The organism is Candidatus Nitrospira neomarina (genome assembly GCF_032051675.1).
Lineage (GTDB): Bacteria > Nitrospirota > Nitrospiria > Nitrospirales > UBA8639 > Nitrospira_E > Nitrospira_E neomarina.
On sequence record NZ_CP116968.1, the window covers coordinates 3703043 to 3726337 of the forward strand.

Annotated in this window: 23 protein-coding genes, 2 tRNA genes and 1 other RNA gene; 13 read left to right on the forward strand and 13 right to left on the reverse strand. The window is 49.1% G+C overall.

Annotated features, from left to right (window positions below):
- Nucleotides 1-95: 95 nt before the first annotated feature.
- On the reverse strand, nt 96-347 hold the full coding sequence (locus PQG83_RS15955) for a hypothetical protein (protein ID WP_312743101.1): 252 nt from the start codon (nt 345-347) through the stop codon (nt 96-98).
- Between the two features lie 690 nt (nt 348-1037).
- Between PQG83_RS15955 and PQG83_RS15960 the strand changes: the two genes are divergently transcribed.
- Both PQG83_RS15960 and PQG83_RS15965 read left to right on the forward strand, forming a co-directional pair.
- On the forward strand, nt 1038-1373 hold the full coding sequence (locus tag PQG83_RS15960) for a hypothetical protein (protein WP_312743104.1): 336 nt from the start codon (nt 1038-1040) through the stop codon (nt 1371-1373).
- A gap of 491 nt (nt 1374-1864) precedes the next feature.
- On the forward strand, nt 1865-2500 hold the full coding sequence (locus PQG83_RS15965) for an NUDIX domain-containing protein (RefSeq protein ID WP_312743107.1): 636 nt from the start codon (nt 1865-1867) through the stop codon (nt 2498-2500).
- A gap of 369 nt (nt 2501-2869) precedes the next feature.
- On the opposite strand, the gene PQG83_RS15970 is transcribed toward PQG83_RS15965, so the two are convergent.
- On the reverse strand, nt 2870-3709 hold the full coding sequence (locus PQG83_RS15970) for a response regulator (RefSeq protein WP_312743110.1): 840 nt from the start codon (nt 3707-3709) through the stop codon (nt 2870-2872).
- Nucleotides 3710-4517: 808 nt separating this feature from the next.
- Here PQG83_RS15970 and pyrF point away from each other — a divergent pair.
- Nucleotides 4518-5294 carry an orotidine-5'-phosphate decarboxylase gene (pyrF, locus tag PQG83_RS15975; protein ID WP_312743113.1) on the forward strand — a complete coding sequence of 259 codons (777 nt, stop codon included), beginning with the start codon at nt 4518-4520 and terminating at the stop codon, nt 5292-5294.
- A 239-nt stretch (nt 5295-5533) separates the two neighbouring features.
- Here the strand turns inward: pyrF and PQG83_RS15980 are convergent, their stop codons facing one another.
- Nucleotides 5534-5827: a hypothetical protein gene (locus PQG83_RS15980; RefSeq protein ID WP_312743115.1), complete on the reverse strand. Its 294-nt coding sequence runs from the start codon at nt 5825-5827 to the stop codon at nt 5534-5536.
- Nucleotides 5828-5920: 93 nt separating this feature from the next.
- Here PQG83_RS15980 and PQG83_RS15985 point away from each other — a divergent pair, with 93 nt between their 5' ends.
- From PQG83_RS15985 to PQG83_RS16005, 5 genes are all read left to right on the forward strand, one after another.
- A complete protein-coding gene (locus PQG83_RS15985) occupies nt 5921-7888 on the forward strand; it encodes a hybrid sensor histidine kinase/response regulator (protein ID WP_312743117.1) in 1968 nt (655 codons plus the stop codon).
- A 277-nt stretch (nt 7889-8165) separates the two neighbouring features.
- On the forward strand, nt 8166-8537 hold the full coding sequence (locus PQG83_RS15990; RefSeq protein ID WP_312743119.1) for a response regulator: 372 nt from the start codon (nt 8166-8168) through the stop codon (nt 8535-8537).
- 29 nt (nt 8538-8566) lie between these two features.
- Complete coding sequence (locus PQG83_RS15995; protein ID WP_312743122.1) at nt 8567-9145, forward strand: hypothetical protein; 579 nt, start codon at nt 8567-8569, stop codon at nt 9143-9145.
- A 49-nt stretch (nt 9146-9194) separates the two neighbouring features.
- On the forward strand, nt 9195-9794 hold the full coding sequence (locus PQG83_RS16000; protein WP_312743125.1) for a nitroreductase family protein: 600 nt from the start codon (nt 9195-9197) through the stop codon (nt 9792-9794).
- A 230-nt stretch (nt 9795-10024) separates the two neighbouring features.
- Nucleotides 10025-10621 (forward strand): class II aldolase/adducin family protein, encoded by a 597-nt coding sequence (locus PQG83_RS16005; RefSeq protein WP_312743127.1) that lies wholly within the window; start codon nt 10025-10027, stop codon nt 10619-10621.
- Between the two features lie 307 nt (nt 10622-10928).
- On the opposite strand, the gene PQG83_RS21050 is transcribed toward PQG83_RS16005, so the two are convergent.
- Together PQG83_RS21050 and PQG83_RS16010 are read right to left on the reverse strand one after the other, a co-directional pair.
- On the reverse strand, nt 10929-11141 hold the full coding sequence (locus PQG83_RS21050; protein ID WP_376753603.1) for a tetratricopeptide repeat protein: 213 nt from the start codon (nt 11139-11141) through the stop codon (nt 10929-10931).
- Between the two features lie 295 nt (nt 11142-11436).
- On the reverse strand, nt 11437-11724 hold the full coding sequence (locus PQG83_RS16010; RefSeq protein ID WP_312743129.1) for a hypothetical protein: 288 nt from the start codon (nt 11722-11724) through the stop codon (nt 11437-11439).
- A 118-nt stretch (nt 11725-11842) separates the two neighbouring features.
- Here PQG83_RS16010 and PQG83_RS16015 point away from each other — a divergent pair, with 118 nt between their 5' ends.
- Nucleotides 11843-12310 carry a hypothetical protein gene (locus PQG83_RS16015; RefSeq protein ID WP_312743132.1) on the forward strand — a complete coding sequence of 156 codons (468 nt, stop codon included), beginning with the start codon at nt 11843-11845 and terminating at the stop codon, nt 12308-12310.
- Between the two features lie 11 nt (nt 12311-12321).
- On the opposite strand, the gene recR is transcribed toward PQG83_RS16015, so the two are convergent.
- From recR to PQG83_RS16050, 7 genes are all read right to left on the reverse strand, one after another.
- Entirely contained in the window at nt 12322-12960 is a 639-nt protein-coding gene (gene recR, locus PQG83_RS16020) for a recombination mediator RecR (protein WP_312743135.1), read from the reverse strand.
- A 20-nt stretch (nt 12961-12980) separates the two neighbouring features.
- Nucleotides 12981-13307, reverse strand: coding sequence for a YbaB/EbfC family nucleoid-associated protein (locus tag PQG83_RS16025; protein WP_312743138.1), 327 nt, complete (start codon nt 13305-13307; stop codon nt 12981-12983).
- The gene (gene dnaX, locus PQG83_RS16030) at nt 13307-15139 is read right to left on the reverse strand and encodes a DNA polymerase III subunit gamma/tau (RefSeq protein ID WP_312743141.1); all 1833 of its coding nucleotides are present in this window, start codon (nt 15137-15139) and stop codon (nt 13307-13309) included. Before dnaX ends, PQG83_RS16025 begins: the two co-directional genes overlap by 1 nt.
- A gap of 90 nt (nt 15140-15229) precedes the next feature.
- Nucleotides 15230-15329: signal recognition particle sRNA small type (gene ffs, locus PQG83_RS16035), an RNA gene on the reverse strand.
- 88 nt (nt 15330-15417) lie between these two features.
- Nucleotides 15418-15507: transfer RNA gene (locus tag PQG83_RS16040), tRNA-Ser, on the reverse strand.
- A 261-nt stretch (nt 15508-15768) separates the two neighbouring features.
- Nucleotides 15769-16575, reverse strand: coding sequence for a hypothetical protein (locus PQG83_RS16045; protein ID WP_312743144.1), 807 nt, complete (start codon nt 16573-16575; stop codon nt 15769-15771).
- 25 nt (nt 16576-16600) lie between these two features.
- Nucleotides 16601-16846, reverse strand: a complete 246-nt coding sequence (locus PQG83_RS16050; RefSeq protein ID WP_312743147.1) for a hypothetical protein — start codon at nt 16844-16846, stop codon at nt 16601-16603.
- Between the two features lie 672 nt (nt 16847-17518).
- Between PQG83_RS16050 and PQG83_RS16055 the strand changes: the two genes are divergently transcribed.
- From PQG83_RS16055 to clpX, 4 genes are all read left to right on the forward strand, one after another.
- Nucleotides 17519-17601, forward strand: a tRNA-Leu gene (locus tag PQG83_RS16055).
- A gap of 53 nt (nt 17602-17654) precedes the next feature.
- Nucleotides 17655-18980 (forward strand): trigger factor, encoded by a 1326-nt coding sequence (gene tig, locus PQG83_RS16060; RefSeq protein ID WP_312743150.1) that lies wholly within the window; start codon nt 17655-17657, stop codon nt 18978-18980.
- Nucleotides 18981-19061: 81 nt separating this feature from the next.
- Nucleotides 19062-19691 carry an ATP-dependent Clp endopeptidase proteolytic subunit ClpP gene (clpP, locus tag PQG83_RS16065; protein WP_312743153.1) on the forward strand — a complete coding sequence of 210 codons (630 nt, stop codon included), beginning with the start codon at nt 19062-19064 and terminating at the stop codon, nt 19689-19691.
- 20 nt (nt 19692-19711) lie between these two features.
- The gene (gene clpX / locus PQG83_RS16070; RefSeq protein WP_312743156.1) at nt 19712-20971 is read left to right on the forward strand and encodes an ATP-dependent Clp protease ATP-binding subunit ClpX; all 1260 of its coding nucleotides are present in this window, start codon (nt 19712-19714) and stop codon (nt 20969-20971) included.
- On the opposite strand, the gene topA is transcribed toward clpX, so the two are convergent.
- Nucleotides 20968-23286, reverse strand: a complete 2319-nt coding sequence (topA, locus tag PQG83_RS16075) for a type I DNA topoisomerase (RefSeq protein ID WP_312743159.1) — start codon at nt 23284-23286, stop codon at nt 20968-20970. The genes clpX and topA overlap by 4 nt on opposite strands.
- Nucleotides 23287-23295 lie beyond the last annotated feature (9 nt).

Genomic DNA, 23295 nt, shown 5'->3' on the forward strand with positions numbered 1-23295 from the left:
AATAGCTTACAGAGTTTTTAAAAATCAAAAAAGTTGAATGTAGACTCTGTGTAGACTGTCTGAGCAACTTCGATTCCTTCCTTCCCTTTTTTTTTCTACGCCGCCTTTCTTCGTTGGAGTTTCTGTGGTCTTCGAGCTTCCGTGCTCGGCTTAAACGGTTTGGTCCTTTCTTCCACGGTAAAACAGGAAGAGTGACCGATAGCTTCATATTTTTTCAGATCGTCTTGGGCCTTGGCTGGAGATCCATACAAAAACCCTAATATCTCGAAACCTTGTCCAGCTTTCTCCCGGCACGTTTGACAGTCACAAGCTACGGCGTACAACACTTGTTCGCGTCGTGTTCTCATGATTCAGATTCCTTTCTTTTGTGGTCTAGCAAACTCTTTCTCTAGTAATGCCCGGACAAATCCCGAAACCGAGTAGCCTTGGGCTTTCATGACATCCAGTTTGGCTTTCATGGATACCGGCAAATGGATGTGATGTGGTGTTAGAGGATAGCCGAAACCTGAGTCAGGAACTCGTTAAGGCGGGTATGGCCTGGTGAATGGACATAGAAGAATTCATTCAAACAACTCTGACTCCAATCATGGATGGTGTTAAAAAAAGCACAAGACAATGGTGTTAAAAAAGCACGAGACGCTACCAGGTTAAAGAAACCTGAAGTAGATACCGACATGGTTAATCCTCGCGTAATGCACAGTGCGACGACCAAACGGAACACATTACGGCATGGTTAATAGAAGCATTGTGTATATGATGGTGGACTTTGATATTGCGGTTACGCTGATTTCAGGTCAGATGCAGGAGGAAAATTCGCATTAAAAGTCGCCGGGATAGAAGGCATTGAAGGAGGAGGAGGGCAGCGTTAATCGTAGTACCGCAGTCAGTCAGGTCAAATTTCAAATTCCTATTACATAGCCCAACCAAAATTCCTTCAGGTTTTCTTCACTTGCAAACAAAAACCACCGTTTCTAGGGCACTAAATTTGCATCATACTGTGACCGATAGTATTTTTTTCCAGGAAAAGGAGGTGTGGTATGTGGAAAAAGCTATTATTCATAATTACGGTTTTGGTAGCTTTGCCGGTCACTGTCCATGCGTCGGACGGTCAGGACCCTGACACCGTGATCAAACAATTGTGTGAAGCGAAGTGGGGAGACGCTTATGGGGGGCAGGAGTATTGTCTGGAGAAAGAATATCGTGGTCTTGAATCAATACAAGAATTTGGAACTCGATACCCACAAGGAACGCAAGAATATACGATTCTGGCAAATTGCCTGGAAAAGTGGACGGATAGCATAGGAGAAAAAAGCTTTGAAATGGTGGTGTACTGCACGAATAGACAAGTTAAAGTCTACCGGAATTTAAACTAAAAATGGTATTGTCAAATTAAGCCGAATGGGGATCAATCCATGCGTAGAGCCAGGAATCTGATCCCTGACAAATCATTGGGTTATAGCCCGGTGAACTGTCTGCTGAGCGTTTAATTTTTTTTTAAGTTGACAATATCCAACTGGGGTATCCTGGAATTTAATGAAATTTTGTACTAAGCAACTCGGAATGCAAAGAATTCTGGGGTAGGTCTCCCAAGCCGAAAAGTTCTAAAATCGTCCACTAGCCCCAGCCAGCCTTCATTCTCTTTCCTTTCAAACCCTTCACTTCATTTTTGTGTTTCCCTTGTTGGCTTGTCTGCCTCACTGGGCCAGGTTTCTGGGTTCTGTCGAAAATTGTTGGATATTGTTAATCTAAGCCTATGGGCATAATGATAAAAGGAAAAGCTCCTCAAAATAATTGCAACGGAATTTTTGAGGCATTGGCAAAATCCCCTTGCCGGCTTGGCTGTTCATAGATAACGTAAAGAGATATGTTCGCATGGTTAACACGGTTTATTGAGCATCACCCCCACCTTCATCGTTTTGCCCTTTATATTTGGAGGCTGTTTCCTCCACGGGTGGCAGGATTTTTTAAAGGATTGCTCGCCAAAAGCTGGGTTGTAGGGGCAATAGCCGTCATGGTCGACGAAAGTTCATCCCCTCCGGAGGTGCTCCTGGTTGAACACAGTTATCGGCCTAAAGGCGCATGGGGTCTTCCTGGTGGGTCTCTCGAATCGACCCCCGGAGATCCGACCAGGCCAAGCAACACTTCATCGCCTGACGATGTTATACAGGCAGCTCTTTGCAAGGAAATGTCCGAAGAACTCGGTATCGCCATCAGGGTGAATAGTCTCCTTAGAATTGATGCTATTCCCTATCTTCCTGAAGAACCCGGCCCCTATCGATTGCACTTTTACTTCCGCTGTGCTCCACAGGACGGTTTCGCAATTTTCCGTGCGAAACTGAATTCCGGGCACATACGCCCCAGATCCCCCGAGATCAAAAATATACGGTTCGTTCCAATTCCTGAGTTAAACAAGTACGACATATTTTCAACCGATCTAAGATTTTTAAATGATGATTTACCAAGGCTTGAGCCAGCCCTTGCTACATTAAAATCCGACTGAATTTTATTTTTTCGATTATATAAAAAATTTGCGATGGGAATGTGTAGGCTCAAACAGTTTTTCAGTGAACCTGAATGGAAGGAAAATCAACGATCAAAAATACGTGTGTTTCCGAAATGGGATAACATGCGCATGAACAGGTGAACCGACGGAGTCACATTGGGAATGGTGAGGTACGACTAGATTCGAATCTCCATCGGATTTTCCCCACTAAGAACCCGCATCATGTTGGAAGGATTTCACGGCAGAAAGCATTCAATGTTCGCACCGAATCCTACAACCCGTTTGGGATTGCTCTTCTTCAGCTCATGCTTGTGCAACCGATTCTCTTTACCTCACCGCTCAAAACAGAGAGCCATGTCCAGGGGCTCATACGTTCTGAAACTCCAAAGGCCTTTCCTTTTTTGATTCTCGAAACGAGAGGTCCCGAATAAATCCGGAATAGGAAGGATGTGTCCCTGTCATCCAGGAATTCAAAGAGAGTTCGATGGGGAATTCCTGCCCGCTTTTTCTTAATCCATGGAGTGTGATCGTTTTCCCGATGACGTGAGATTCGCCTGTTGTTTGTAACCGGTTCATGCCTTTGGTATGAGCTTCCCGGTAGCGACTGGGCATGATCAGTGTCAGTGGTTTTCCGAACATTTCCTCGGCGGTGTATTCAAACATCGATTCAGCAGCCTTATTCCAGGACATGATGCGGCCGGTGTGATCGGCTAATACAATGGCATCAGTGGCTGCCTGAAAGACGGCTTGGAAGCGGATTTCGCTTTCATATAAGGCGTGACGGGCGCGTTCCATTTTTTTTGCCAGGGCATAAGCCTTGAGAGCTTGACGCACCGTGGTTCTAATTTCAGAACGGTTGATGGGTTTATGGAGATAGGCAAAGGCGCCCTGTTCTTCAAGGGGGCCGGTCACATCATCGAGAGTGGTGTAACTCGACAAAATAATGATGGGAAGACCTGGCACCGCTTTTGTCATCTTCTCTAGAACGAGTAACCCATCCATGTCTGGGAGTTTGACGTCAAGGATTACCACACTAGGTGAGTGAAGTTTTATGCATTCCAATGCGGTCCCGCCTGTTGAAGCCACATTAATGTTATGCCCGTCGGCTTCCAAAAGATCTCGTAAAGTCAGGACAATATCCTGTTCATCGTCGACGACGAGAATGGGGGAAGAGGAAGAGGATGGTATCGGGGATGTGTGTCCCATGGTTTGACCTCATGTCTGGGGTAACTGCCCCTCAATGCGGATGTTCCTGAGAGTGGGCTTATAATGATTGAACACGCAATCTACGTACCAATTACGGCATACGTTGTATCGGTCAGGAGATAAGCCTTTGGAAAAGGTATGATTTTGTGAAAATTATTTAAGGGAAAGCCCCTGTGTTATTGACTTTACTTATATGAAAAAAAGGAAATTTTGATATCTGTTTGGATACATCCAATTATCCAAATGGATACACAACCTTGGCCTTTATACTCGACGAGATGGAACTCACCGACAAGTGTGCAGGCGAATTCGCCCTAATTTTTCACACTGTTTCCTTTAATAGATCAACTAGTTATTTCTAAGCCTCAATAATCTGGCTCTACCAGACGTAAAATTGTGAAGAGCACTGATCTCATTCGCCTTCGAAACCAAAATCGGCACTTTTGCCATGTATGACAGAACCATAAAAAGTGCGATACGTATCCTGTGGGGTAGGGTGTGTATGGAAGTGGATCCAGGAAACCTATGAAGGTCCAGGGATTTTCGGCGAATGGGTTCGGATCCATGAGTCATCAAGGGCAGGTTTGGCCTCAATGTGGTGTGGCTTGAGTTCACCCATTGGTTATGGCACTCTCCACTGTTGATAAACAAGAATTATGGCATGTTCATGCGGAAATTGGGTGTGTGGCTATACTGGTATGAAGGTCTGGGATAATGCCCGCGGCCCACTTTCCTCAAGCTGTCTATAGATTTCTCATCCGCTCATTCCCATGAATGTTGAACCGCTGGTATATATGGTGAATTGAGAATGAACATGGTTATCCCCATACAGGAACGGTTAATTGTCGCACTTGATGTTTCCTCCTTAGAGGAGGCCCGTCAATATGTGAAAGATTTAGAGGGTGTCGCCTGGTTCTATAAAATCGGTCTGGAATTATTTCTGGCAGTTAATGCGGATTTTATCAAGGAATTACGTGCACAAAATTGCCGGGTTTTTTTAGATCTGAAGATGAATGATATCGATGAAACCGTACGCCGAGCCGTGAATCTGGCGGCTGATCTTGATGTTGATTTTCTGACCATATTGGGAAATCATGCCACAGCCAAAGCAGCAGTGCGTGGCAGGGGGGAGCGGCCATTGAAAATTCTGACCGTTCCGCTCCTTTCGAGTTGGGGGGAGAAGGATCTTCAAGATCTGGGGATGTTGAGTGCGCAACCAGGAGAGCCCGCACGTTTTCATTCTGTGGATGACTACGTCTTATGGCGAGCCGATATGGCGATGGCCCAAGGGTGCGATGGTCTGATCGCCTCAGGAAAATATGTAGGAATTCTTAGAGAACGGTTTGGTCGAAAGGCGCTCATTGTCTCTCCAGGTGTGAGACCTGCCGGACAGGACACCCATGAACATCAACGTTCGTTAACTCCATTTGAAGCCATTCGAGCCGGGGCCGATTATTTGGTCGTTGGGCGACCTATTCGCGATGCGGACAATCGACGCAAAATGGCCGAAGGGATTCAAGAGGAAATTGCCTTCGCGGTCAAGGCCGGTCCTTCGAAGGAGCCGATCTTGGCTGGAGAAAGATAGGTGGCATAATCCCATGAGTCTTGAAGGTACCAAAGTAACCCTTCATTAAATTTCCTGCACGTTTTTTCCCATTGCTTATTATTTTAGGAAAATGTCTGCTCACGCTCCCTTTTGTCTCTAGGTGGTTTGCCTCACTCCCTGAATGGCCAACTGTTGATACGTATCCTCTCCTATTAAGTAATTTCGACTGTATGGTGACGTCTTGGTGCATCGGATCGTGATGCACCGTTTTTCCGAAATTACAGGGGGAGCGATTGGGATAGCCAGTGGACCCCTTCCCGATAATCTTTTCCCGGTATCCTCTCTCCCTTTTTGTTGATGCGGAGAAGCGTGACCATTAATGCCGGGATTGTTATGATGGGGCCGGATGATTGGGAGATATTGGGGTTGATTTCCGGATGGCCATGAGCCGCGATCAATCCCCTGAGCGAAAACAACATCCTGTGTCGCCGATGCTGAGGTACGATGCGCTGGAGTAACCGGAGTAGAGATGGAAATCCAAGTAGACCCTGCCGTGGAAAGTCTAGCTTCACACACCTCTAAGGCAGAAAGCTCCAAATACATCTTCGAATAACTTCCGAGGGTCACACACACAGTTCTGGACGGTAGACATCATGGAGGGATATATGGCGATGCGAAGGGAATGGTTGCGAATCCTCATTGTGCAAGACCGTCCTGACCAATTGGAAGCGCTCGTCAATGTTCTAGGGGAAGAAGGTTATGAGGTGGTAGGGGCCAGGACGGCCGCGGAAGCTTCGGTATTTGCGAAATGCGAAAGCTTTGCGGTCGCATTGGTCGATGTGCAGGCGCCGGATGTTTCCGAAGTCTCATTGCTTTCCCTTCTCAAGGCGAAGAATGCTGAGATTCAGATGATCCTGAGTCCGGCCTTTGCTACTCTGGATTCAGCTAAAGATGTCATTGGTGAGCGCGTCGTTGCCTACCTTAAACGGGATGGGTCCCCATCAGAATTGCTGAGTACTCTCCGTCAAACGTTCCGTGACCAACTGACGGAATACACAAAGGAACTGGAGATCGCGCTGGAAGAGAGGGATGAACGATTTCGGCAACTTGTGGACCATATCAAAGAAGTGTTTTGGGTCTTTTCCCCTGACCAGTCTGAGATCTGGTATATCAGCCCTCAATACGAAACGGTCTGGGGACGGAGTTGTGCCAGTCTTTTGGAAAATCCTCGAAGCCTATGGAATGCGATTCATCATGAGGATCAACCACGATTTCACACACACCAATTTGCACCGGATGTGAATGGGGTGCAGGGAGAATGCCGGATTGTGAGACCGGATAACACCATGCGGTGGGTGCGAATACAAACGGTTCCCATCCGAAAGCCTAATGGGGACTTGCTGAGCCTTGCGGGAGTGGCGGAGGATATTACAGAACGGAAGCGTGTGGAAGCGGCTCTGACGAAATCCGAACGCCAGTTTCGACAATCCAGCCGCATGGAAGCCATTGGGACGTTGGCAGGCGGCATCGCCCATGATTTCAATAATATTTTAACGGCAATTTTGGGCTATACCGAGTTGGCGTTGGCCACGGTGCCAAAGGAAAGCCGTACTCAACGAAATCTACAAGAAGTGCTGACCGCGGGTCACCGAGCCAAGCACTTGGTGCTTCAAATTTTGACCTTTAGTCGTCAAGCGGGTCAGGGGAAGAAGCCCACACCTCTCCACATGGTCGTCCGGGAAGCCCTGAAACTCTTACGATCCACGATTCCCACGACCATTGAGATCCGTCAAGCATTGAACACAGAAGCCACCATTCTAGCGGATCCGACCCAAATGCATCAGATCATTATCAATTTATGCACCAACGCTGAATATGCTATGCGAGAACCTGGCGGGATATTAACCATTGCCCTGGAAGATGTGGAAGTGACAGAGGAACTCACGGGAGCGATCTCGGGATTACATCCTGGCTCGCATGTTCGAATGACGGTGGAAGATACCGGTTCGGGCATGACGCCTGAGGTACTCGAACGGCTGTTTGACCCTTTCTTTACTACCAAGCCGATTGGCGAAGGGTCGGGGATGGGGATGGCCGTGGTGCATGGAATCATTACGAGTCACAAAGGAGCCATTGTCGTTGATAGTATCGTGAACAAGGGGACGAAGATCGACGTGTACCTCCCGACCGTTCCGACACAGGTCTTAGAACCTATTTATGATCAAAAAGCCTTTCCGACTGGGAAAGAATCGGTTTTATTTGTGGATGATGAAGAGACGATTGTGCGTCTTGGAAAGGAACTTCTCACCCAACTGGGATATACCGTGGAAGTGCACACGAGTTCCATCGAAGCCCTGAGGACATTTAGGCAAGACCCTCATCGTTTTGATCTCGTGATTACCGATCAGACTATGCCGGGAATGACCGGGGAGGCTCTATCCCGTGAGCTTCTGCGGATTCGTCCGGATCTCCCCATCATTTTGTGTACAGGATTCAGTCATGTGATCTCTGCGGAACGAGCGAAGGCATTGGGTATTCAGGGCTATTTAATGAAGCCTTTGGCGATTCGGGATCTGGTTCCGATTATTCGCCATGTCCTCGACAAAACATCTTCCTCCCTAGCCGAGTCTTAAGATCTCGCAAAAAGAATAAATGGGGAAGGTACGGTTTTATGAGTTTGTGGTGGATTATAAAATAGCCCTCTGAGGGCAGGCTATTGCGGATAATAATCATGAATCCCAGAAGCGGATCAGATATTGTTGATGTCATGTTTAATGGTCGAGATGTTGTCAGTTTGACCCAAACCGTTATTTATAAAAGATCCAACATTGGCCGCACAGTCCATGATGGCCATTTCCTGGGGAAGAGGGAGATGACCTTCAGGAGTGAGGCGTGGAAAGAGACAAAGTTATGGCAAATATTCTTGTTGTGGATGATGATCGGCAGGTTTGTGATCTGTTGAAGCAAGCCTTAGAAAACCAGGGATATACTGTGGACTGTGCCTCAAACGGAGTCGAAGGCATCAAGGAATATCGCAACCACCCTGCCGATCTCATTATTTTAGATATTCTTATGCCCGAAAAAGAGGGGCTTGAGACCATACTGGATTTGCGGCGTGAATTTCCTCAGGTAAAAATTATTGCCATGTCGGGCGGAAGTGAGCGAGCCAAACTCGATTTGTTGGACCTCGCTCGTCGGTTAGGGGCTCAACACACCATTGATAAGCCGTTCCAATTGCACGCCATTACGGACCTCGTTACGCAAGCCCTGCACGATAATTAGACAAGGTTTACCTGTTTGGAACACGAGCAATGCTGTATTTTCGGACTCAACCTGATGCGGTGTTTATGCCGTTTGTGAGGCAGGCGCTTGACTACGAACTTCAAGCCGTACGGCGTGTCGCATCTCACAATGACACCGATGCCTGGTTAGTGGAGTATCCGGCCGTCGGGATGCTGTTTACTCCCTATAGTGCACTCATCACGCTTGAGGAATTGCTGGTTGCCCATGAGGCATCGATGGTCTATCGATTGACCGACTATCATTGGCTTCTACTATACGCAAGCCTCAAAAATTATTGTCTTTGGCACAACGATCAGGTTCATGATGAATCGGTGTCTTTTACTGTGTTGGAGGGGTACCGGTTTGGGCTAGTGGATTTCGACACAATGACGGATCGGTATTTCTGGGATCATGAATTTATGGAACTATTATACGCCGATGTGGATGATTCAGATTGCTGTCTATGCGGAGACCACACAGATGGGTCTGATATTGATCTTTCATATGGATTACGTCCGCATCCGGACAAGCTCAAATTAATCCCTGTGGAGGAGCCCGCCTGGCGCATCCCGGACCCCGAAGAATGTGGTCAGTGGCGTCTACCATAAGGCCGAATCATCAATGAGTGAAGTGGCGTAAAGTTCATCAGGAGAACTCATGGAAAAACCAGCAGACGTTCAATTTCACATTCATGACCTATTACGTCGTCGCTGGAGTCCAAGAGCGTTTGCTGATCAGCCGGTAGAACGAGAGAAAATCCAAAGCTTGTTGGAAGCAGCACGATGGGCTTCCTCCTGTTTTAACGAACAGCCCTGGGTCTTTATTCTTGCGACAAGCGAGCACCCCGAAAGCCACCAGAAGCTTCTGAGTTGTCTGGTGGAGGGAAATCAAATCTGGGCGAAACGCGCTCCGCTCCTTCTGCTCACGGTCGCAAAACTCCATTTTGATCAGAATGGACAGGTCAACCGCCATGCCTATCATGATGTCGGATTGGCCGTAGGAAATCTGGTCATGCAAGCCACAGCCATGGACCTGGTGGTCCATCAAATGGCCGGGATTCTTCCTCACACCATTCGCGAACGCTATGCTTTTCCTGCCGGCCATGAAGCCGTAACCGGAATCGCTATCGGGTACCAGGGAGATGCATCTACCCTCCCGGTCCCGCTTCGTGAACGGGAATTGGCACCACGGTCTCGCAAAGAATTGAGGGAATTTGTGTTCTCCGAGACGTGGGGACAAAATCCGGAATGCGTGTAGCGCATGATAGCCGCCTCGGCCCATGTTTCGGAGCGCTCCATCCCGGGTCCCACTTTTTATGAACATGTCTCCTCGCTCATTGGCAACAGCGAGCGCTCTCTGTCTGCCCAAATGAGTCTGTCTTTAATGGCGGACAGGTGCTCGGTGAAAGGGTAAGAGAAAGCAAAACAGAATGGTGCACTTATCGGAAAAAATCAAGATCTAAACAGTAAGGAAGGAGACACCAATCTATGATAACAGCCATAGGCGATGTGTTACGGCGGTGTTATGAGCGTGGGTGGATCACCAGCCGTGACGGAAATTGCAGTCTGAGGCGAGCGAGGAGCGTCTACCTGTATGTCACTCCCTCAGGTTGGCGAAAGACAATTGTCCATCCTGAGCATATGGTCAAAATTAAGTTCGTAGACGGGAAGTTGCTGGTGGCTCCCGGAACTAATCCTTCCGGTGAGCTGCACATGCATTATCTCTTGACGAGAGGGATGAATCGGACGCGTGCCGTCGTGCATGTGCATCCAACCCATGTGGTGGCAGCGATCTACCGCGGATTCGATCTACAGAAAATTTGCAAAGACTTTCCTGAGATTTATCGCTATACCCGAATCGGGCCTACCGCCCCCGCCCTTCCGGCCATCAGTACCGAACTCGGAGAAGCGACGGCGAAGGCCTTAGGTGTCACAGAAGCCAACCCAGCGGGCGATTACGATATTGTTGGCCAAGCCAACCATGGAGTCTGCTCCATGGCATCAGACCCCTGGTCGGCCTATGAGCATATCGAACGGTTGGATCATATATGCGAAATTGTCCTGAAGAGCGGCGTCTCTCCCTGACAGGATGGTGAAAATGGCCATCAGCTTTGTTCTCGCTTCGCTTAGGGACTCAACGTACATGAGTACGTCTCGTCCCTTCGCTTGCTGCGGCCGCGCTGAATGGCCATTTTGATCATCCTGCCAACTGGTCCCTTCCGTTCCGTTGTCTCGGTACGTCCCAAAGCAGATTTAAAACTCACAGAATTTCCCTCTCCACAGTGGGAAAGGGTTAGGAGAGAAATACGCTTGCCCATAGGCATTATCGATTGTTCTAGTTGATTCCATCCATTTTTAATTATTCTCACCCTTCAACTTTTTCAGTAAACCTTCATAGTTTTTTTTGCACCGTTTTTGTATTGGGATGTTCTGGGCCAAAGGCATGTTCCCGAATGGCCAAGGCACGCATTAGGATTGATTCCGCCTTGGCGTAATCCCCTTGATTGACATAGAGCGCTCCTAAATTGTTGAGGCTCGTGGCGACCTCAGGATGTGTGGACCCCCAGGTCTGTTCCCGAATGGCTAGGGCTCCTTTTGTTTTTATGGGAAAATACCTTCATAGGAATTTTGAGGCCGAAAACCGCTGGATGGTTAAGGTATGCTCCATCGTAGATGAAACGTGTTGGTTTGCCTTTAAGCTTCCCAGGAATTCCCTAAATGTTCAAGAGGTTTTTGCGGTTGGACTGACAGATCCATCCTGTGGAAATTGTTTAAATCGGCCTGTACTTCCCTCACGTATTGCTGGAGTCCGATGGAAAGGCTATGATTTCTTTTTTGATCCAACCTTTGGTTCAATTTTTTCTCTTCTTTATCGATTCATAGAAAGGACTCTGCATGGCTCAAAAGAAATCTGTTCGTCGCGTGGCTTCAACACCCCCTTCCAAGAAACCTTCAACAAAAATAAAAAAAGCTGCGACGAAAAAGGCGAGAAAAACCAGTGCAGCTATAAAAAAGAAAAAGGCTTCCCCAAAGCTCACATCCGGTAAAAAGACGGTTAGTTCTAAAAAAACTGTGGCAACGAAAGCCAAACCGACCTCTTCAAAAGGTGCGTCTGCCAAAAAAGCTGTATTGAAGAAGAGAACCACAAAGAAGAACGTGGTGAATGCTGCTTCAAAGCCAACAGGCAAAAAGTTCGCTGCTCAACAACCGTCAACTCACAAAAAGACGATTTCTGTCGCGAAGAAAACAACCGTTTCAGGGAAGGCTTCTAATCCGAAATCTGTGGTCACAAAGCAAGCGGGGTCGGTGTCCAAAAAGAACGCCGGTTCGACTATTGCCAAAAAAGTGGTCACTAAGGCTCCTAGTCGATCAGTTCCATCCCCTACCCGTTCAGCCGAGACGAAGACTGGAGGAGAAACGCTTTCTCTCACGGAACGCTATAATCTGGGTGGCCTGTTCGTCTGCGCGATTGAACGAGCGAATGATCCCGAGTTCAAGCGGCTTCGCGCCGTGCTTCGTCATTTGGATCTTCCTTCCCAAGAAAAAGATAACCTTTTACGCTTGTCGCAAGGGTTGACGATTCCCAAATTGTTTGCGGATGGCGTGGGTGGGGACAAAGTCAGTCAGATCCTGACGGACTTCATCCGGTTTGCATTGGCTGAAGGGGCCTATGAGAAAAAATGGCGGGATGAAATCAGACAGGTTGGGGTGTGGTTGGGCTACTTTCCCCAGCAGTTCGAACAGATTGAACAGAAAATTTTCGCGAAACGGTAGCGTGGTTCTGGTTACCCAAGATCGCGGCGGCCTTCGATGGATTTGAGCAGGGTGACCTCATCGGCATATTCGATATCCATCCCGACCGGAATGCCATAGGCGATACGGGAGACCTTGACCCCCAGGGGTTTTAATCGCTTGGTCAGGTAAATGGCGGTAGCCTCTCCTTCGATCGTGGGATTGGTGGCCACGATGACCTCCGTGAATGCTCCATTCTGGACCCGATTTTCCAGGTCATGGGTACGGATATCTGCCGGCCCGATGCCGTCCAGTGGAGAGAGCGCCCCATAGAGCACGTGATAGAGGCCTCGAAAGGCCCGGCTTTGTTCGATCGCATACAGGGTGCTGGGCTCTTCCACGACGAGGATGATCGTGGTGTCCCGTTTCGGGTCCAGGCAAATCTCGCAGAGCGGGCCTTCGGCAATGTTCCGACATTGGGTACAGAAGGAGACCCCTTCTTTCACATCACGAATAGCATCGGCCAGCCGTAGCGCCTCTTCTTTTTCCGTCTTCATGAGATGAAAGGCCAATCGTTGAGCCGTTTTTTGCCCAATGCCGGGCAATCGTACGAGTTCACGGCTGAGACGAGCGACCAGCCCTTGCGGTTGGCCATTGGCTCTGGTGTGTTTGGTTGAAGTGGTTTCCAGCATAATAAACCTCGCTTGGTCAATTAGAACATGCCGGGAATGCCCATCCCTCCGGTGAGGGATTTCATTTCTTCGGCCATCAGCTCTTTCGCCTTTCGCAAGGCTTCATTGGATGCGGCGACGATTAAGTCTTGCAACATGTCATGGTCACCGGATTTCAAGACTTCCGGATCGATGGTCAGCTTGGTTAATTGCATGGCTCCGTTGGCTTCCACGGTCACCATTCCGCCTCCAGCTGAAGCCTCGACTGTTTTCGTGGCAGCCTCCTCTTGAATCTTTCCCATTTTTTCCTGCATGGCCTGGGCTTGCTTTAGAAGATTGCCCATATTGGAAAATGGATTTTTAGACATTAGCGTACCTCCTCATTTTGCGGGGTTCGTTCTGCCGATACGACTGTGCCCCCAAATAGTTCCAATGCTTGTTTCACCAAAGGGTGGGCCTTCACGTTTTCAATGAGGTCCTGGTCCTGCTCAAGTTTTTTTTTTGCTCGTAATTCTCCGGTTGACGGCGGGTAAGCCTGCCCCTCTTGAAATTCAATGACTTGGACTTTTACCGGCCGACCGGCGAATTCCTCACATATTTGACCGATCAGCACGCGATTTTCGGGTTTGTCCGTTCTCCAGCGAGCAATCGAATCTTTTTTGGAATATCCGAGGACGACGGAGTCTGCCGTCATGGTTACGACACTCCCCTTTTCCAGGAAACTCCCGATATTAGGATGGTCATTAATCATGCGTTCGACGACGAGTTCCCAGTTTAACGTGACGGGTGGACCGGACGAAGGCTGGGCAGCCGTTTGGGGAGAGGCCACCGAGGGTTCGCTGTTGGCAGATGAGGCCTTTGTCGGTACCGGCTTTTCTGCACCTGGTGGTGTTGAGGAAGGAAACATTGTTGTGGCGCCGCCACCGGGCCTGGGTCGGGGCTGGCTTGGAGGAGTTACCGGTTTATCCGCAGGCGCTTGGACTGTAGCTGGTTGTGCGGGAGGCGGAGCCGAGGCCACCGGTGGCAATACCTTTGCCTGGAGGACAGATACTTGAGGGGGTGCGCTGGCCTTCTGTTCAGTCGTGGCGCAGGTGACTGTCACAGGATCAAGCATCGCTGCGCGTACCACGGCGGCTTCAATGAGAAACCGTGGATGGGAGCTTCCTCGAAGACTGTCCTCTGTTCTGGAGAAAATGGCAAAAATGGCCTGTAAATAGGGCTCGGAGAGTTGTTGGGCTTGCGCAATGGCCTGATCAACCTCCTCGTCTCCTAATTCAAGAAGGGTTTGCACTTGTGAGCGTGATGGTACCACGCAAGCCACCAGTAGATTGCGGCATCGCTCCAACAGTTCCCGGCAATATACCCGGACATCAAAACCCTGGTCGACCAACTGCCCCACGAGAGACATTGTCTGGGCGGCCTGGTGCCCAAGGATGGCGTCAATCATGAGCCGGACGAGTTCGTCGGGCACGGACCCGATCAACATTTCCAAATCGCCATGCTGGATGCGTTCTCCACCGAAGGAGACGGCCTGATCCAGGAGGCTCAACGCGTCTCGCATACTGCCTTCGCTGGCTCGAGCCAGTGCCGATAAGCTTCGATCCTCCACAGTCACACCCGTTTGAGTGGCGATGTGGCGAAGTTGCGTGATGATTTCTAAGCGGGAAATGCGTCGAAAGGTGAAGTGCTGACAGCGTGAAAGTATGGTGGCAGGAATTTTATGAACTTCAGTTGTCGCAAAAATAAAGACGGAATGACTCGGGGGTTCCTCCAGTGTTTTAAGCAGGGCGTTAAAGGCCGAGTTGGACAGCATGTGGACTTCGTCGATGATGTAGACACGGTAGGTGCCATGAAACGGTGCAAATTTAACGTTTTCACGCAGTTCACGGACATCGTCCACGCCGGTATTCGATGCTCCGTCAATCTCGATGACATCCACTGAATTGCCTCGGGTGATTTCGACACAACTTGGACAGGTTCCACAGGGATGGCTGGTGGGACCCTGTTCACAGTTAAGGGATTTGGCCAGGATGCGCGCGACAGTGGTTTTGCCGACTCCTCGCATGCCGGAGAAAACATAGGCATGGGCGACACGTTTGCGGTCGATCGCATTGGTGAGTGTTTGCACGACATGGGACTGCCCCAGGACTTCCTGAAAATTGGTCGGGCGGTATTTCCGGGCGGAAACTTGGAATTCCATAATTCGCGATAATTACGAAAAGAGCGGTTCGTTATCCCTCGAAGACTGACGTCCGGTACCAATGCACGGAGAGCCAGCAATAAAGTTAGTCGGGGCCAGGTGATCCTGCGGCACACAGACTAGCCCACGTACCGTTGCTTCCTTCCGGACCTGGCGGGGTTTGCAGGATTCTGTCGCACAGGGCCCAGCCCCTAAATGCAGCTCAATGGTTCATCGCCTCCCGGACCGGCGAAAGTCATCTTTTGAGGATATCAGTTATCCTCACGGCGGACCAAATATGGCGGAGAGGGTGGGTTTCGAACCCACGGTACCATTGCTGGCACACGTGATTTCCAGTCACGCCGATTCGGCCACTCTCGCACCTCTCCGCGAATGGATATCTACTTTGTGGCGACTGAACCTCTGATGAAGCCGTTTGTCTTTTGGAGGGGATCTGTTCATCCCATCTTCGTTATCTTCTTCACCGGGGATCTGTTTGGTGAAAGATTGCCATCTTACCATGGGGGTCTGGGGGCGACAAGCAAGGAGAGGGAATAGTTACGAGTAGGGCGAGGAAGGGATAAGGAGAGAACGCCCATCCTGTTTCCAGCCATTCAATCCTTAACGTTTCAGGCCTTCCCTATGTTATGTTAGGAGGTTCGTGATTGGAACATTCGTTGGCGTCGTGAAGATCGATGCAGGGCGGCAAACAAATGACCCCGAAAGAAGAGCATGAAAACCGTCACAATGGGAGTGAGTCCGAGGACGATGACAAAACTCATGTCCGAGGACATCCCTAACAAAGAGAGCCACTCCGATAACACGGAAAAAGGCAGCGTGATGAGGTGCCAGAAGTCCAATCCCCCCCGCCTTCCCGCCTGGCTGGACATTTCAAAGAAAAATGACAGGCCGAATGGGCCAAAGACGAGGGCCACAGGCAAAAACCATTCGATCCAATTTTCAACGACAAAATCATAACTTTCCCGAACATCCTCGAGGGCGGATCCGTTCCGGCTCTGGTAAATGACTTCCGGTACTGGGTTCAGTAAGACGAAAATTAAAAAAAATACGGCAGTGCTGATCAGCGGTTGGTAGGGATTGGTCTGAAGCCCCATTTCGAGGAATAACAAGGGAAACCACACCATAAATCCAACAGAAATAACCTCCCAAAAATATTGCCCCATACTTGGCAGGATATCCGGCCAACTCACACGACGTGCGCCCAGGACGGCCTGTTCGGTCAGGCTAAGGGTGGATCCAATGACGAGGGCATTGAGGGCACCCAGGATAAATCCTCCGATCATTCCAAGCGGAGCGATGAGGGAGGTGACAAGCACGAGGCCTAAGGCAAAGGCGAGGAGGACCGGAATCAAGATCCACGCGCGTGTGAAGGATTGGATCGAGGCGAGTAGCGCTTGATGGTACAGCCGAACTGTGGCCTGAAAGAAACTCTGCATGAGGCGAGGGAATGCTCCGCAGTTCTTAATCTTTGCTTGGCGGAGGGGATTGTAGGTTGATGATGGCCTGTTGGCGCTGATCCCGGTCCTGCCTGATTTTTTGTAGCCGACTAGGACGATTCCAGGTCCACCATTTGACGCGATCCGCAAAAGTGGGTGAGGGAGGAGTCGCGGACCCTACCGGTGACTCTTGAAAGTCATATCCTTGATATTCATCTTTTTTATCCAGGTATTTCTGGTAAATATCGTGATAGAGCTGTTTTAAGGTCATAGAGTGGTACATTACCCAACTCACTCAAGTCGATCAAGAGGTAAAATCCGTAGGAAGGTTGGGAAAGCAGGTGGGTGGTGGTTGCTCCCCATGATAACTGCACATGTGGTCATTGGTCTGTTCTAATCTTCTATAATTGTGGGGATAGTTTGGCTGATGGGGGGTTTTTCTGCACGATAAAAACTATACTGGGAGTGTTGAATAATAAAGATGTTCAAGGGCAAATTTGCCCAGGATTAGATTACTCATCAAAGGCTCCGGGTCGGTTCAAAAAAGCCCGTCCAGCAAGGCCGCAGCCGTTTTTACGCGCGGAGCGTACGCTGAGTACGTGAGCACGGGAAAATGGCGAGAACGCCGCTGGCGGCTTTTTTCAACAGACCCATACTCATCGAGTAACATTATTACTTGATGAGGGGGAGATGAAGCCTCCGATCGGGTTAAGGAGGACCGTTGTATGGTTCATCTTCGAATATATCCCCCGATCAAGTCGGAATGTAGTTGCGGCGCTTCAGGGAGGACTATTTTTGCTACCTGAATTTTAGGATGGCCTGAAGGAGATGGACGATTTATAATAGGAAGGCTTGGTAGAGTGCAGAGGTGTTGTCCCCCAGAGGATTCCAGGGAAGAGAACCTCTTTTCAAATTCGATGGAATGAGGCGAAAACGGTTACGGGCGAGAGTGGCGGAACTGGCAGACGCGCGAGACTTAGGATCTCGTGGGTGACCGTGGGGGTTCAAGTCCCCCCTCTCGCACCATTTCTTAACATTTATATTCTTTATTGTGTTCTTTTACAAGGATGAATGCTCTTATGAAGTTAGAAATGACAGAGCTCGGGCCGGTGAAACGGTCGTTAAAAATTGAAGTTCCCGAAGAAGCCGTCAAAAGCGAATTTCAAAAGGTGTATGCCCAGTTGAGGCGTCAAGCCAAAATCCCTGGATTTCGACCCGGGAAAGCGCCAATCGCGTTATTAGAAAAACGGTATGCCGATCTTGTTGAACAAGATGTGGTCCAGCGGTTGGTGCCCGATTATTACCAACGAGCGGTGAAGGAAGCCGGGGTGGTCCCTATCCTAGTTGATATTCCCCCTCTGGAACGAATGAAAGTGAAGTCCAATAGCCCATTTACCTTTACGGCGACAGTGGAAATAAAGCCCACTATTCAATTAGGGGATTATCGACCCCCGAATCCTATTTCCTTGAAACGGGATGCCCGAACGGTTACAGATGATCAGGTGGAAAAGGCTCTCCAAAGCCTACGGGAGCAACATGCCGAGCTTGACGTGGTTCCTGAAGGAACTCCTCTTCGTGAAGGATTGCATGCGGTGTTATCTATTGAGGGATTTGTGGAGGACCAGCCATTGGAAGGGACTCAAAAAAAAGGGGAACTTCTTCACATTGGGTCCAAGTCGCCGATTCTTGGTGTGGAGTTAGATGAGTATCTCGTCGGAAAACAGGCCGGTGACACGATTGATATTCCGCAACCTTTTCCCGCCAATCATCCTGATGCTCACCTCGCCGGAAAGACGATGGTTCTCAAGGTGACGATTGATGCGGTGAAAGAGCAGAAACTCCCGGAACTGGATGATGAATTCGCCAAGGATTGCGGCGATTACGATTCCCTGGAGCATCTTAAAACCACCATCAACACCCAATTGGATAATTTCCTGAAACAGGATCTTGAAGAAGGGTATAAAGATCAGGTGATTGAACGCCTGTTGCAGATGCACCACTTTGAAATTCCCGAGGTTCTGATTGAACGGGAGCTTCAGACGCTTATCCGACAAAAAATGCTGAAGGACCACCGCCATGCCCATCGTGAAGATGACGTTGAAGAGCCCTTGCGATTACAAGAAGAGGCTAAGCGCCTCCAACAGGAATTGCATCCGGAAGCTAAGCGGCGCGTGAAGCTGAGTTTGATTCTGGATGCGATCGTTCAGAAGGAAGGCCTTCATGTCACGGAAGATGAAGTGAACGCCGAAATTCAAAAACTGGCCTCCTCCTTAAAGCTTCCGGTTAGTGAAATTCAACGTATGGTCGAGGCTGGGGGGCAGGGTGCTCAGGAGGAGTTCCGCGAGCGGATGAAGGCGGAAAAAGCCTTGCAGTTCGTCTATCAAAATGCGGTCATTCAGGGGTAACGGGTCGTACAACCCTTCTGAATATACCTGTTCTGATATCTGTATTTGATACCTATTTACAACACGAGGAGGTCTCAGGGAATGCTCATTCCGATGGTTATTGAACAAACGAATCGAGGTGAACGGTCATACGATATTTACTCACGTCTTTTGAAAGACCGGATCATCTTTATCGGAGCCCCGATTGATGATGTGTTCGCAAATGTGGTCATTGCACAGCTATTGTTCTTGGAATCCGAGGACCCGGAAAAGGACATTCATCTGTATGTCAATTCGCCTGGCGGAAGTGTGACGGCCGGAATGGGGATCTATGATACGATGCAATATGTGCGGTCGCCCATCAACACCATCTGCTTAGGTCAGGCGGCAAGCATGGGAGCCTTGTTATTAACCGCAGGGACTAAAGGGAAGCGTTTTGCTCTTCCCAATGCACGCGTGATGATTCATCAACCTATGGGAGGATTTCAGGGCCAAGCCACGGAGATTGATATTCATGCCCGCGAGATTTTAAAAATTCGCGAAAAATTGAATGAAATTATGGCCTATCATACAGGGCAGCCTCTGGATAGAATCTCTCAAGATACCGAACGGGATTATTTTTTGTCGGGGGAAGAAGCCAAAGAGTACGGGTTAATTGATGAGGTCATCATCCGAAGTCAGGAAAAAGGGCACAAGGACGACACAAAGTCAGGTTCAAAAAATAAGGATTAAGGGCAAAGGAGGCATTTCTTATGGCGAGACAAGCGAAGTCCGAAGCCAATCTTCGTTGCTCCTTCTGTGGCAAGAACCGTGATCAGGTTCGAAAACTCATTGCGGGTCCGACCGTCTATATTTGTGATGAATGTGTCGGCTTGTGTAATGAAATTATCTCCGAAGATTGGCAGGAGTCTCGCCAGGAGATTTCGGCAAAACTGTGCAAGCCGGTGGATATCCACCAACATCTTGATCAATACATTATCGGACAGGATCAGGCAAAAAAGGTTCTCTCGGTAGCCGTTTATAATCATTATAAGCGTATATCAGCAAATGAAATCGGGGATGTTGAACTTCAAAAGGGCAATATTCTCATTGTCGGACCGACCGGAACGGGAAAAACTCTATTTGCCCAGACACTAGCCCATTACCTGGATGTCCCATTTACGATTGCAGATGCAACGACGCTGACGGAAGCCGGGTATGTCGGTGAAGACGTTGAAAATATTATCTTAAAACTTCTGCAGGCTGCGGACTATGAAGTTGAGCGTGCAGAACGGGGAATTGTGTATATTGATGAAATTGACAAAATTACCCGCAAGGCCGATAGCCCTTCAATTACGAGGGATGTTTCAGGCGAGGGTGTTCAGCAGGCCTTGTTAAAACTCATTGAAGGGACCGTAGCCAATGTGCCCCCTCAAGGAGGAAGAAAGCATCCTCATCAGGAGTTTATTCAAGTCAATACGACTAATATTTTATTTATTTGTGGCGGGGCGTTCGTGGGATTGGATTCCATCATTGAGCGGAGGTTGAACCAAAAGCGGATGGGCTTTGGGGCCGATGTGCAGATACGTGGTCAACATCAAATCGGTGACTTATTCTCCAAAGTGGAACCGGAAGATTTACTGCAATATGGATTGATTCCTGAAATTATCGGTCGTTTGCCGATTGTCGCCGCTCTTGATCAATTGGATGAACCGGCATTGGTCCGCATTTTAACAGAACCCAAAAATGCCTTGATCAAGCAATATCAGAAGTTATTGTCTCTGGATAAGGTGAAATTAAAGTTTGCCGATGGAGCGTTATTGGCAATTGCCAAAAAAGCCCATTTGCAAAAAACAGGAGCACGTGGACTTCGGGCGGTCTTAGAGTCGGTGATGTTGGACTTGATGTATGAACTGCCGTCCCAGGCGGAGGTGAAAGAGGTGTTGGTGACCGAAGAGTTTATTCACGGCCAAGGTGAGCCCATTAAAGTCTTTGAGCATCAGAAAGGCATCAAGCCCGCCGTCGGATCTTAAGCGGATTCCGGGTTCTTCTCCGTTGGTGCGGCTATCTCCTCATATCCGCATTCTGCATTGTGACAGAGAATTCTGCTTCCCGTTTGTTTCCTGATTTTTTCGATCAAGAATGGAGCCTGGCATTGTGGGCAGGGACGATTGATGGGTCGATCCCAGATCGCAAAGGTGCACGTAGGATAATTGCTGCAGGAATAAAATGTCTTGCCTTTTTTTGTGCGCTTTTGAACCAGGTCTCCCCCGCAATCCTTTACAGCGCATTTGACGCCTAGCTTCAAGGGTTTGGTGGTTTTACATTCAGGGTATTGAGAGCAGGCAAGGAAATTTCCAAATCGGCCCCTCTTGACCACCATCCCGCTGCCACATTTCGTACAGACTTCGTCAGTCGTTTCAACTTTTGTCTCCACGACTTGAACGCTTCCGTCCTCATCCTTGGTGAATTCTTTTGTATTTTTGCACTCAGGGTAGCCCGGACAAGCAAGGAAATGGCCATTGCGACCCCATTTGATCACCATCTGCTTCCCACATTTGTCGCAAGGGACTTCCGTGGGCTCTTCCTTGCCTTTGAGATCCTCCATGTTCACTTCAGCGGATTCCAGATCTTTGATGAATGGGGTATAAAAATCTTTCACCGCGGTGACCCAATCTTTTTCACCTTCTTCGATGCTATCCAGTTCATTTTCCATTCTCGCGGTGAATTCCACGTCGAACACATCAGGAAAGTGGCTCACAAGACGGTCATTGACCAATCTCCCTAATTCCGTCGGTCGTAGGCGCGCTTCCTCCTTTTCCACGTAATGTCGGTCTTGAATGGTGGAAATAATGGTGGCATAGGTCGAAGGTCGGCCGATCCCTTTTTCTTCCATCTCTCGAATGAGCAAGGCTTCGTTATATCGAGGTGGAGGTTGAGTGAAGTGTTGTTTGGAGATGATCCCCTCTTCCGATCCTTCCTGAAGAGTCAGGGATTCCCCGTCTGAAAGATCTGGCAGGGTGAGGCTGGCGGTCGACATACTCTCTTCGCTGGAAGAAATCCCTTCTGTGGGTTGTTCGATTTCTTCTCGATAGACCCGACGGTAGCCGTCGAATTTTTCAACGGTTCCACTTGCCCGAAAGGTATACCGTTTTGCTTTGACGTCAACTTGCGTGACGAGATCGAGTCCCTGTGTCATTTGAGAGGCGACGAACCGGTTCCAAATCAATTTATAAAGTTTGTACAGGTCAGGCTCTAATAATTCTCGAAGGCTTTCCGGGTCACGTTTGGTGGATGTGGGCCGGATGGCTTCATGCGCTTCCTGGGCGGCCTTTTGTGTTTTGTACACATTCGGTTGGGCAGAAAGATAGGGCTGTCCAAATGTATCTTGTATGTAGCCACGGACGTCGTCCAAGGCCTCAGGGGCAATGCGGGTGGAGTCTGTCCGCATATAGGTGATGAGTCCGACTTGCCCCTCTTTTCCAATCTCGATGCCTTCATAAAGGCGTTGTGCCAGCATCATGGTTTTTTTTGCGGGGAAACGCAGTTTTCTGGCACTGTCCTGTTGGAGTCGACTGGTGATAAAGGGGGCCGATGGACTTCGACGTTTTTCTTTTTGATCAATGTGTGAAACCGCAAACGAGGCACCTGTTAAATCCTGAAGAATTTGCTCCGTCTCCGCTGCCGTTCGGACGGTGACTCGTTCCCCATCAATTTCATGGAGTCTGGCTTGAAACGGCGGTGGATGCTGACCGACTAGTGTTGCGGTAATGGACCAGTACTCTTCAGGTTGAAAAGCCTCTCTTTCCGCCTCCCGCTCACAAATAACCCGAACCGCAACGGATTGTACTCGCCCCGCACTCAGGCCGCGCCGCACTTTTTTCCATAACAGCGGACTGAGGAGATAACCGACCAGGCGGTCCAATACCCGGCGGGCTTGTTGAGCATTCACCTTTTTCATGTCGATGGTGCTGGGTGTTTTAAGTGCCCGTTTTACCGCTGTTTCGGTGATTTCATTCAGAAGAACCCGATGAATTTGCTGCCCGTTACCGTTGAGTTCCTCGGCAATATGCCAGGCAATGGCTTCGCCTTCACGGTCGGGGTCAGCCGCCAGGAAAATTTCTTTGGCTTTTTTCGCGCTGGCTTTGATTTCTTTCAGAATTTTACTTTTTCCACGAATGACGATGTACTGCGGATCGAAATTATGCTCAAGGTCAATCCCGAGTTTGCTCTTCGGCAGATCCTTGAGATGACCGACTGAGGCAATGACCTGGTAATTACGTCCAAGATACTTGGATAGGGTTTTTGCCTTGGTGGGCGATTCGACGATGACGAGTGATTTAGCCATAGACAGTGT

Excerpts from the sequence above, each read along its gene's own strand:
- topA (WP_312743159.1), bottom strand. The coding sequence starts at position 23,286 with ATGGCTAAATCACTCGTCATCGTCGAATCGCCCACCAAGGCAAAAACC.
- PQG83_RS16005 (WP_312743127.1), top strand. The coding sequence starts at position 10,025 with ATGATAACAGCCATAGGCGATGTGTTACGGCGGTGTTATGAGCGTGGG.
- PQG83_RS16000 (WP_312743125.1), top strand. The coding sequence starts at position 9,195 with ATGGAAAAACCAGCAGACGTTCAATTTCACATTCATGACCTATTACGT.
- PQG83_RS15965 (WP_312743107.1), top strand. The coding sequence starts at position 1,865 with ATGTTCGCATGGTTAACACGGTTTATTGAGCATCACCCCCACCTTCAT.
- PQG83_RS16045 (WP_312743144.1), bottom strand. The coding sequence starts at position 16,575 with ATGCAGAGTTTCTTTCAGGCCACAGTTCGGCTGTACCATCAAGCGCTA.
- dnaX (WP_312743141.1), bottom strand. The coding sequence starts at position 15,139 with ATGGAATTCCAAGTTTCCGCCCGGAAATACCGCCCGACCAATTTTCAG.
- clpP (WP_312743153.1), top strand. The coding sequence starts at position 19,062 with ATGCTCATTCCGATGGTTATTGAACAAACGAATCGAGGTGAACGGTCA.
- PQG83_RS15985 (WP_312743117.1), top strand. The coding sequence starts at position 5,921 with ATGGCGATGCGAAGGGAATGGTTGCGAATCCTCATTGTGCAAGACCGT.
- PQG83_RS15970 (WP_312743110.1), bottom strand. The coding sequence starts at position 3,709 with ATGGGACACACATCCCCGATACCATCCTCTTCCTCTTCCCCCATTCTC.
- PQG83_RS15960 (WP_312743104.1), top strand. The coding sequence starts at position 1,038 with ATGTGGAAAAAGCTATTATTCATAATTACGGTTTTGGTAGCTTTGCCG.
- clpX (WP_312743156.1), top strand. The coding sequence starts at position 19,712 with ATGGCGAGACAAGCGAAGTCCGAAGCCAATCTTCGTTGCTCCTTCTGT.
- PQG83_RS15990 (WP_312743119.1), top strand. The coding sequence starts at position 8,166 with ATGGCAAATATTCTTGTTGTGGATGATGATCGGCAGGTTTGTGATCTG.
- PQG83_RS16050 (WP_312743147.1), bottom strand. The coding sequence starts at position 16,846 with ATGACCTTAAAACAGCTCTATCACGATATTTACCAGAAATACCTGGAT.
- PQG83_RS15955 (WP_312743101.1), bottom strand. The coding sequence starts at position 347 with ATGAGAACACGACGCGAACAAGTGTTGTACGCCGTAGCTTGTGACTGT.
- PQG83_RS16025 (WP_312743138.1), bottom strand. The coding sequence starts at position 13,307 with ATGTCTAAAAATCCATTTTCCAATATGGGCAATCTTCTAAAGCAAGCC.
- tig (WP_312743150.1), top strand. The coding sequence starts at position 17,655 with ATGAAGTTAGAAATGACAGAGCTCGGGCCGGTGAAACGGTCGTTAAAA.
- pyrF (WP_312743113.1), top strand. The coding sequence starts at position 4,518 with ATGAACATGGTTATCCCCATACAGGAACGGTTAATTGTCGCACTTGAT.
- PQG83_RS15995 (WP_312743122.1), top strand. The coding sequence starts at position 8,567 with ATGCTGTATTTTCGGACTCAACCTGATGCGGTGTTTATGCCGTTTGTG.
- recR (WP_312743135.1), bottom strand. The coding sequence starts at position 12,960 with ATGCTGGAAACCACTTCAACCAAACACACCAGAGCCAATGGCCAACCG.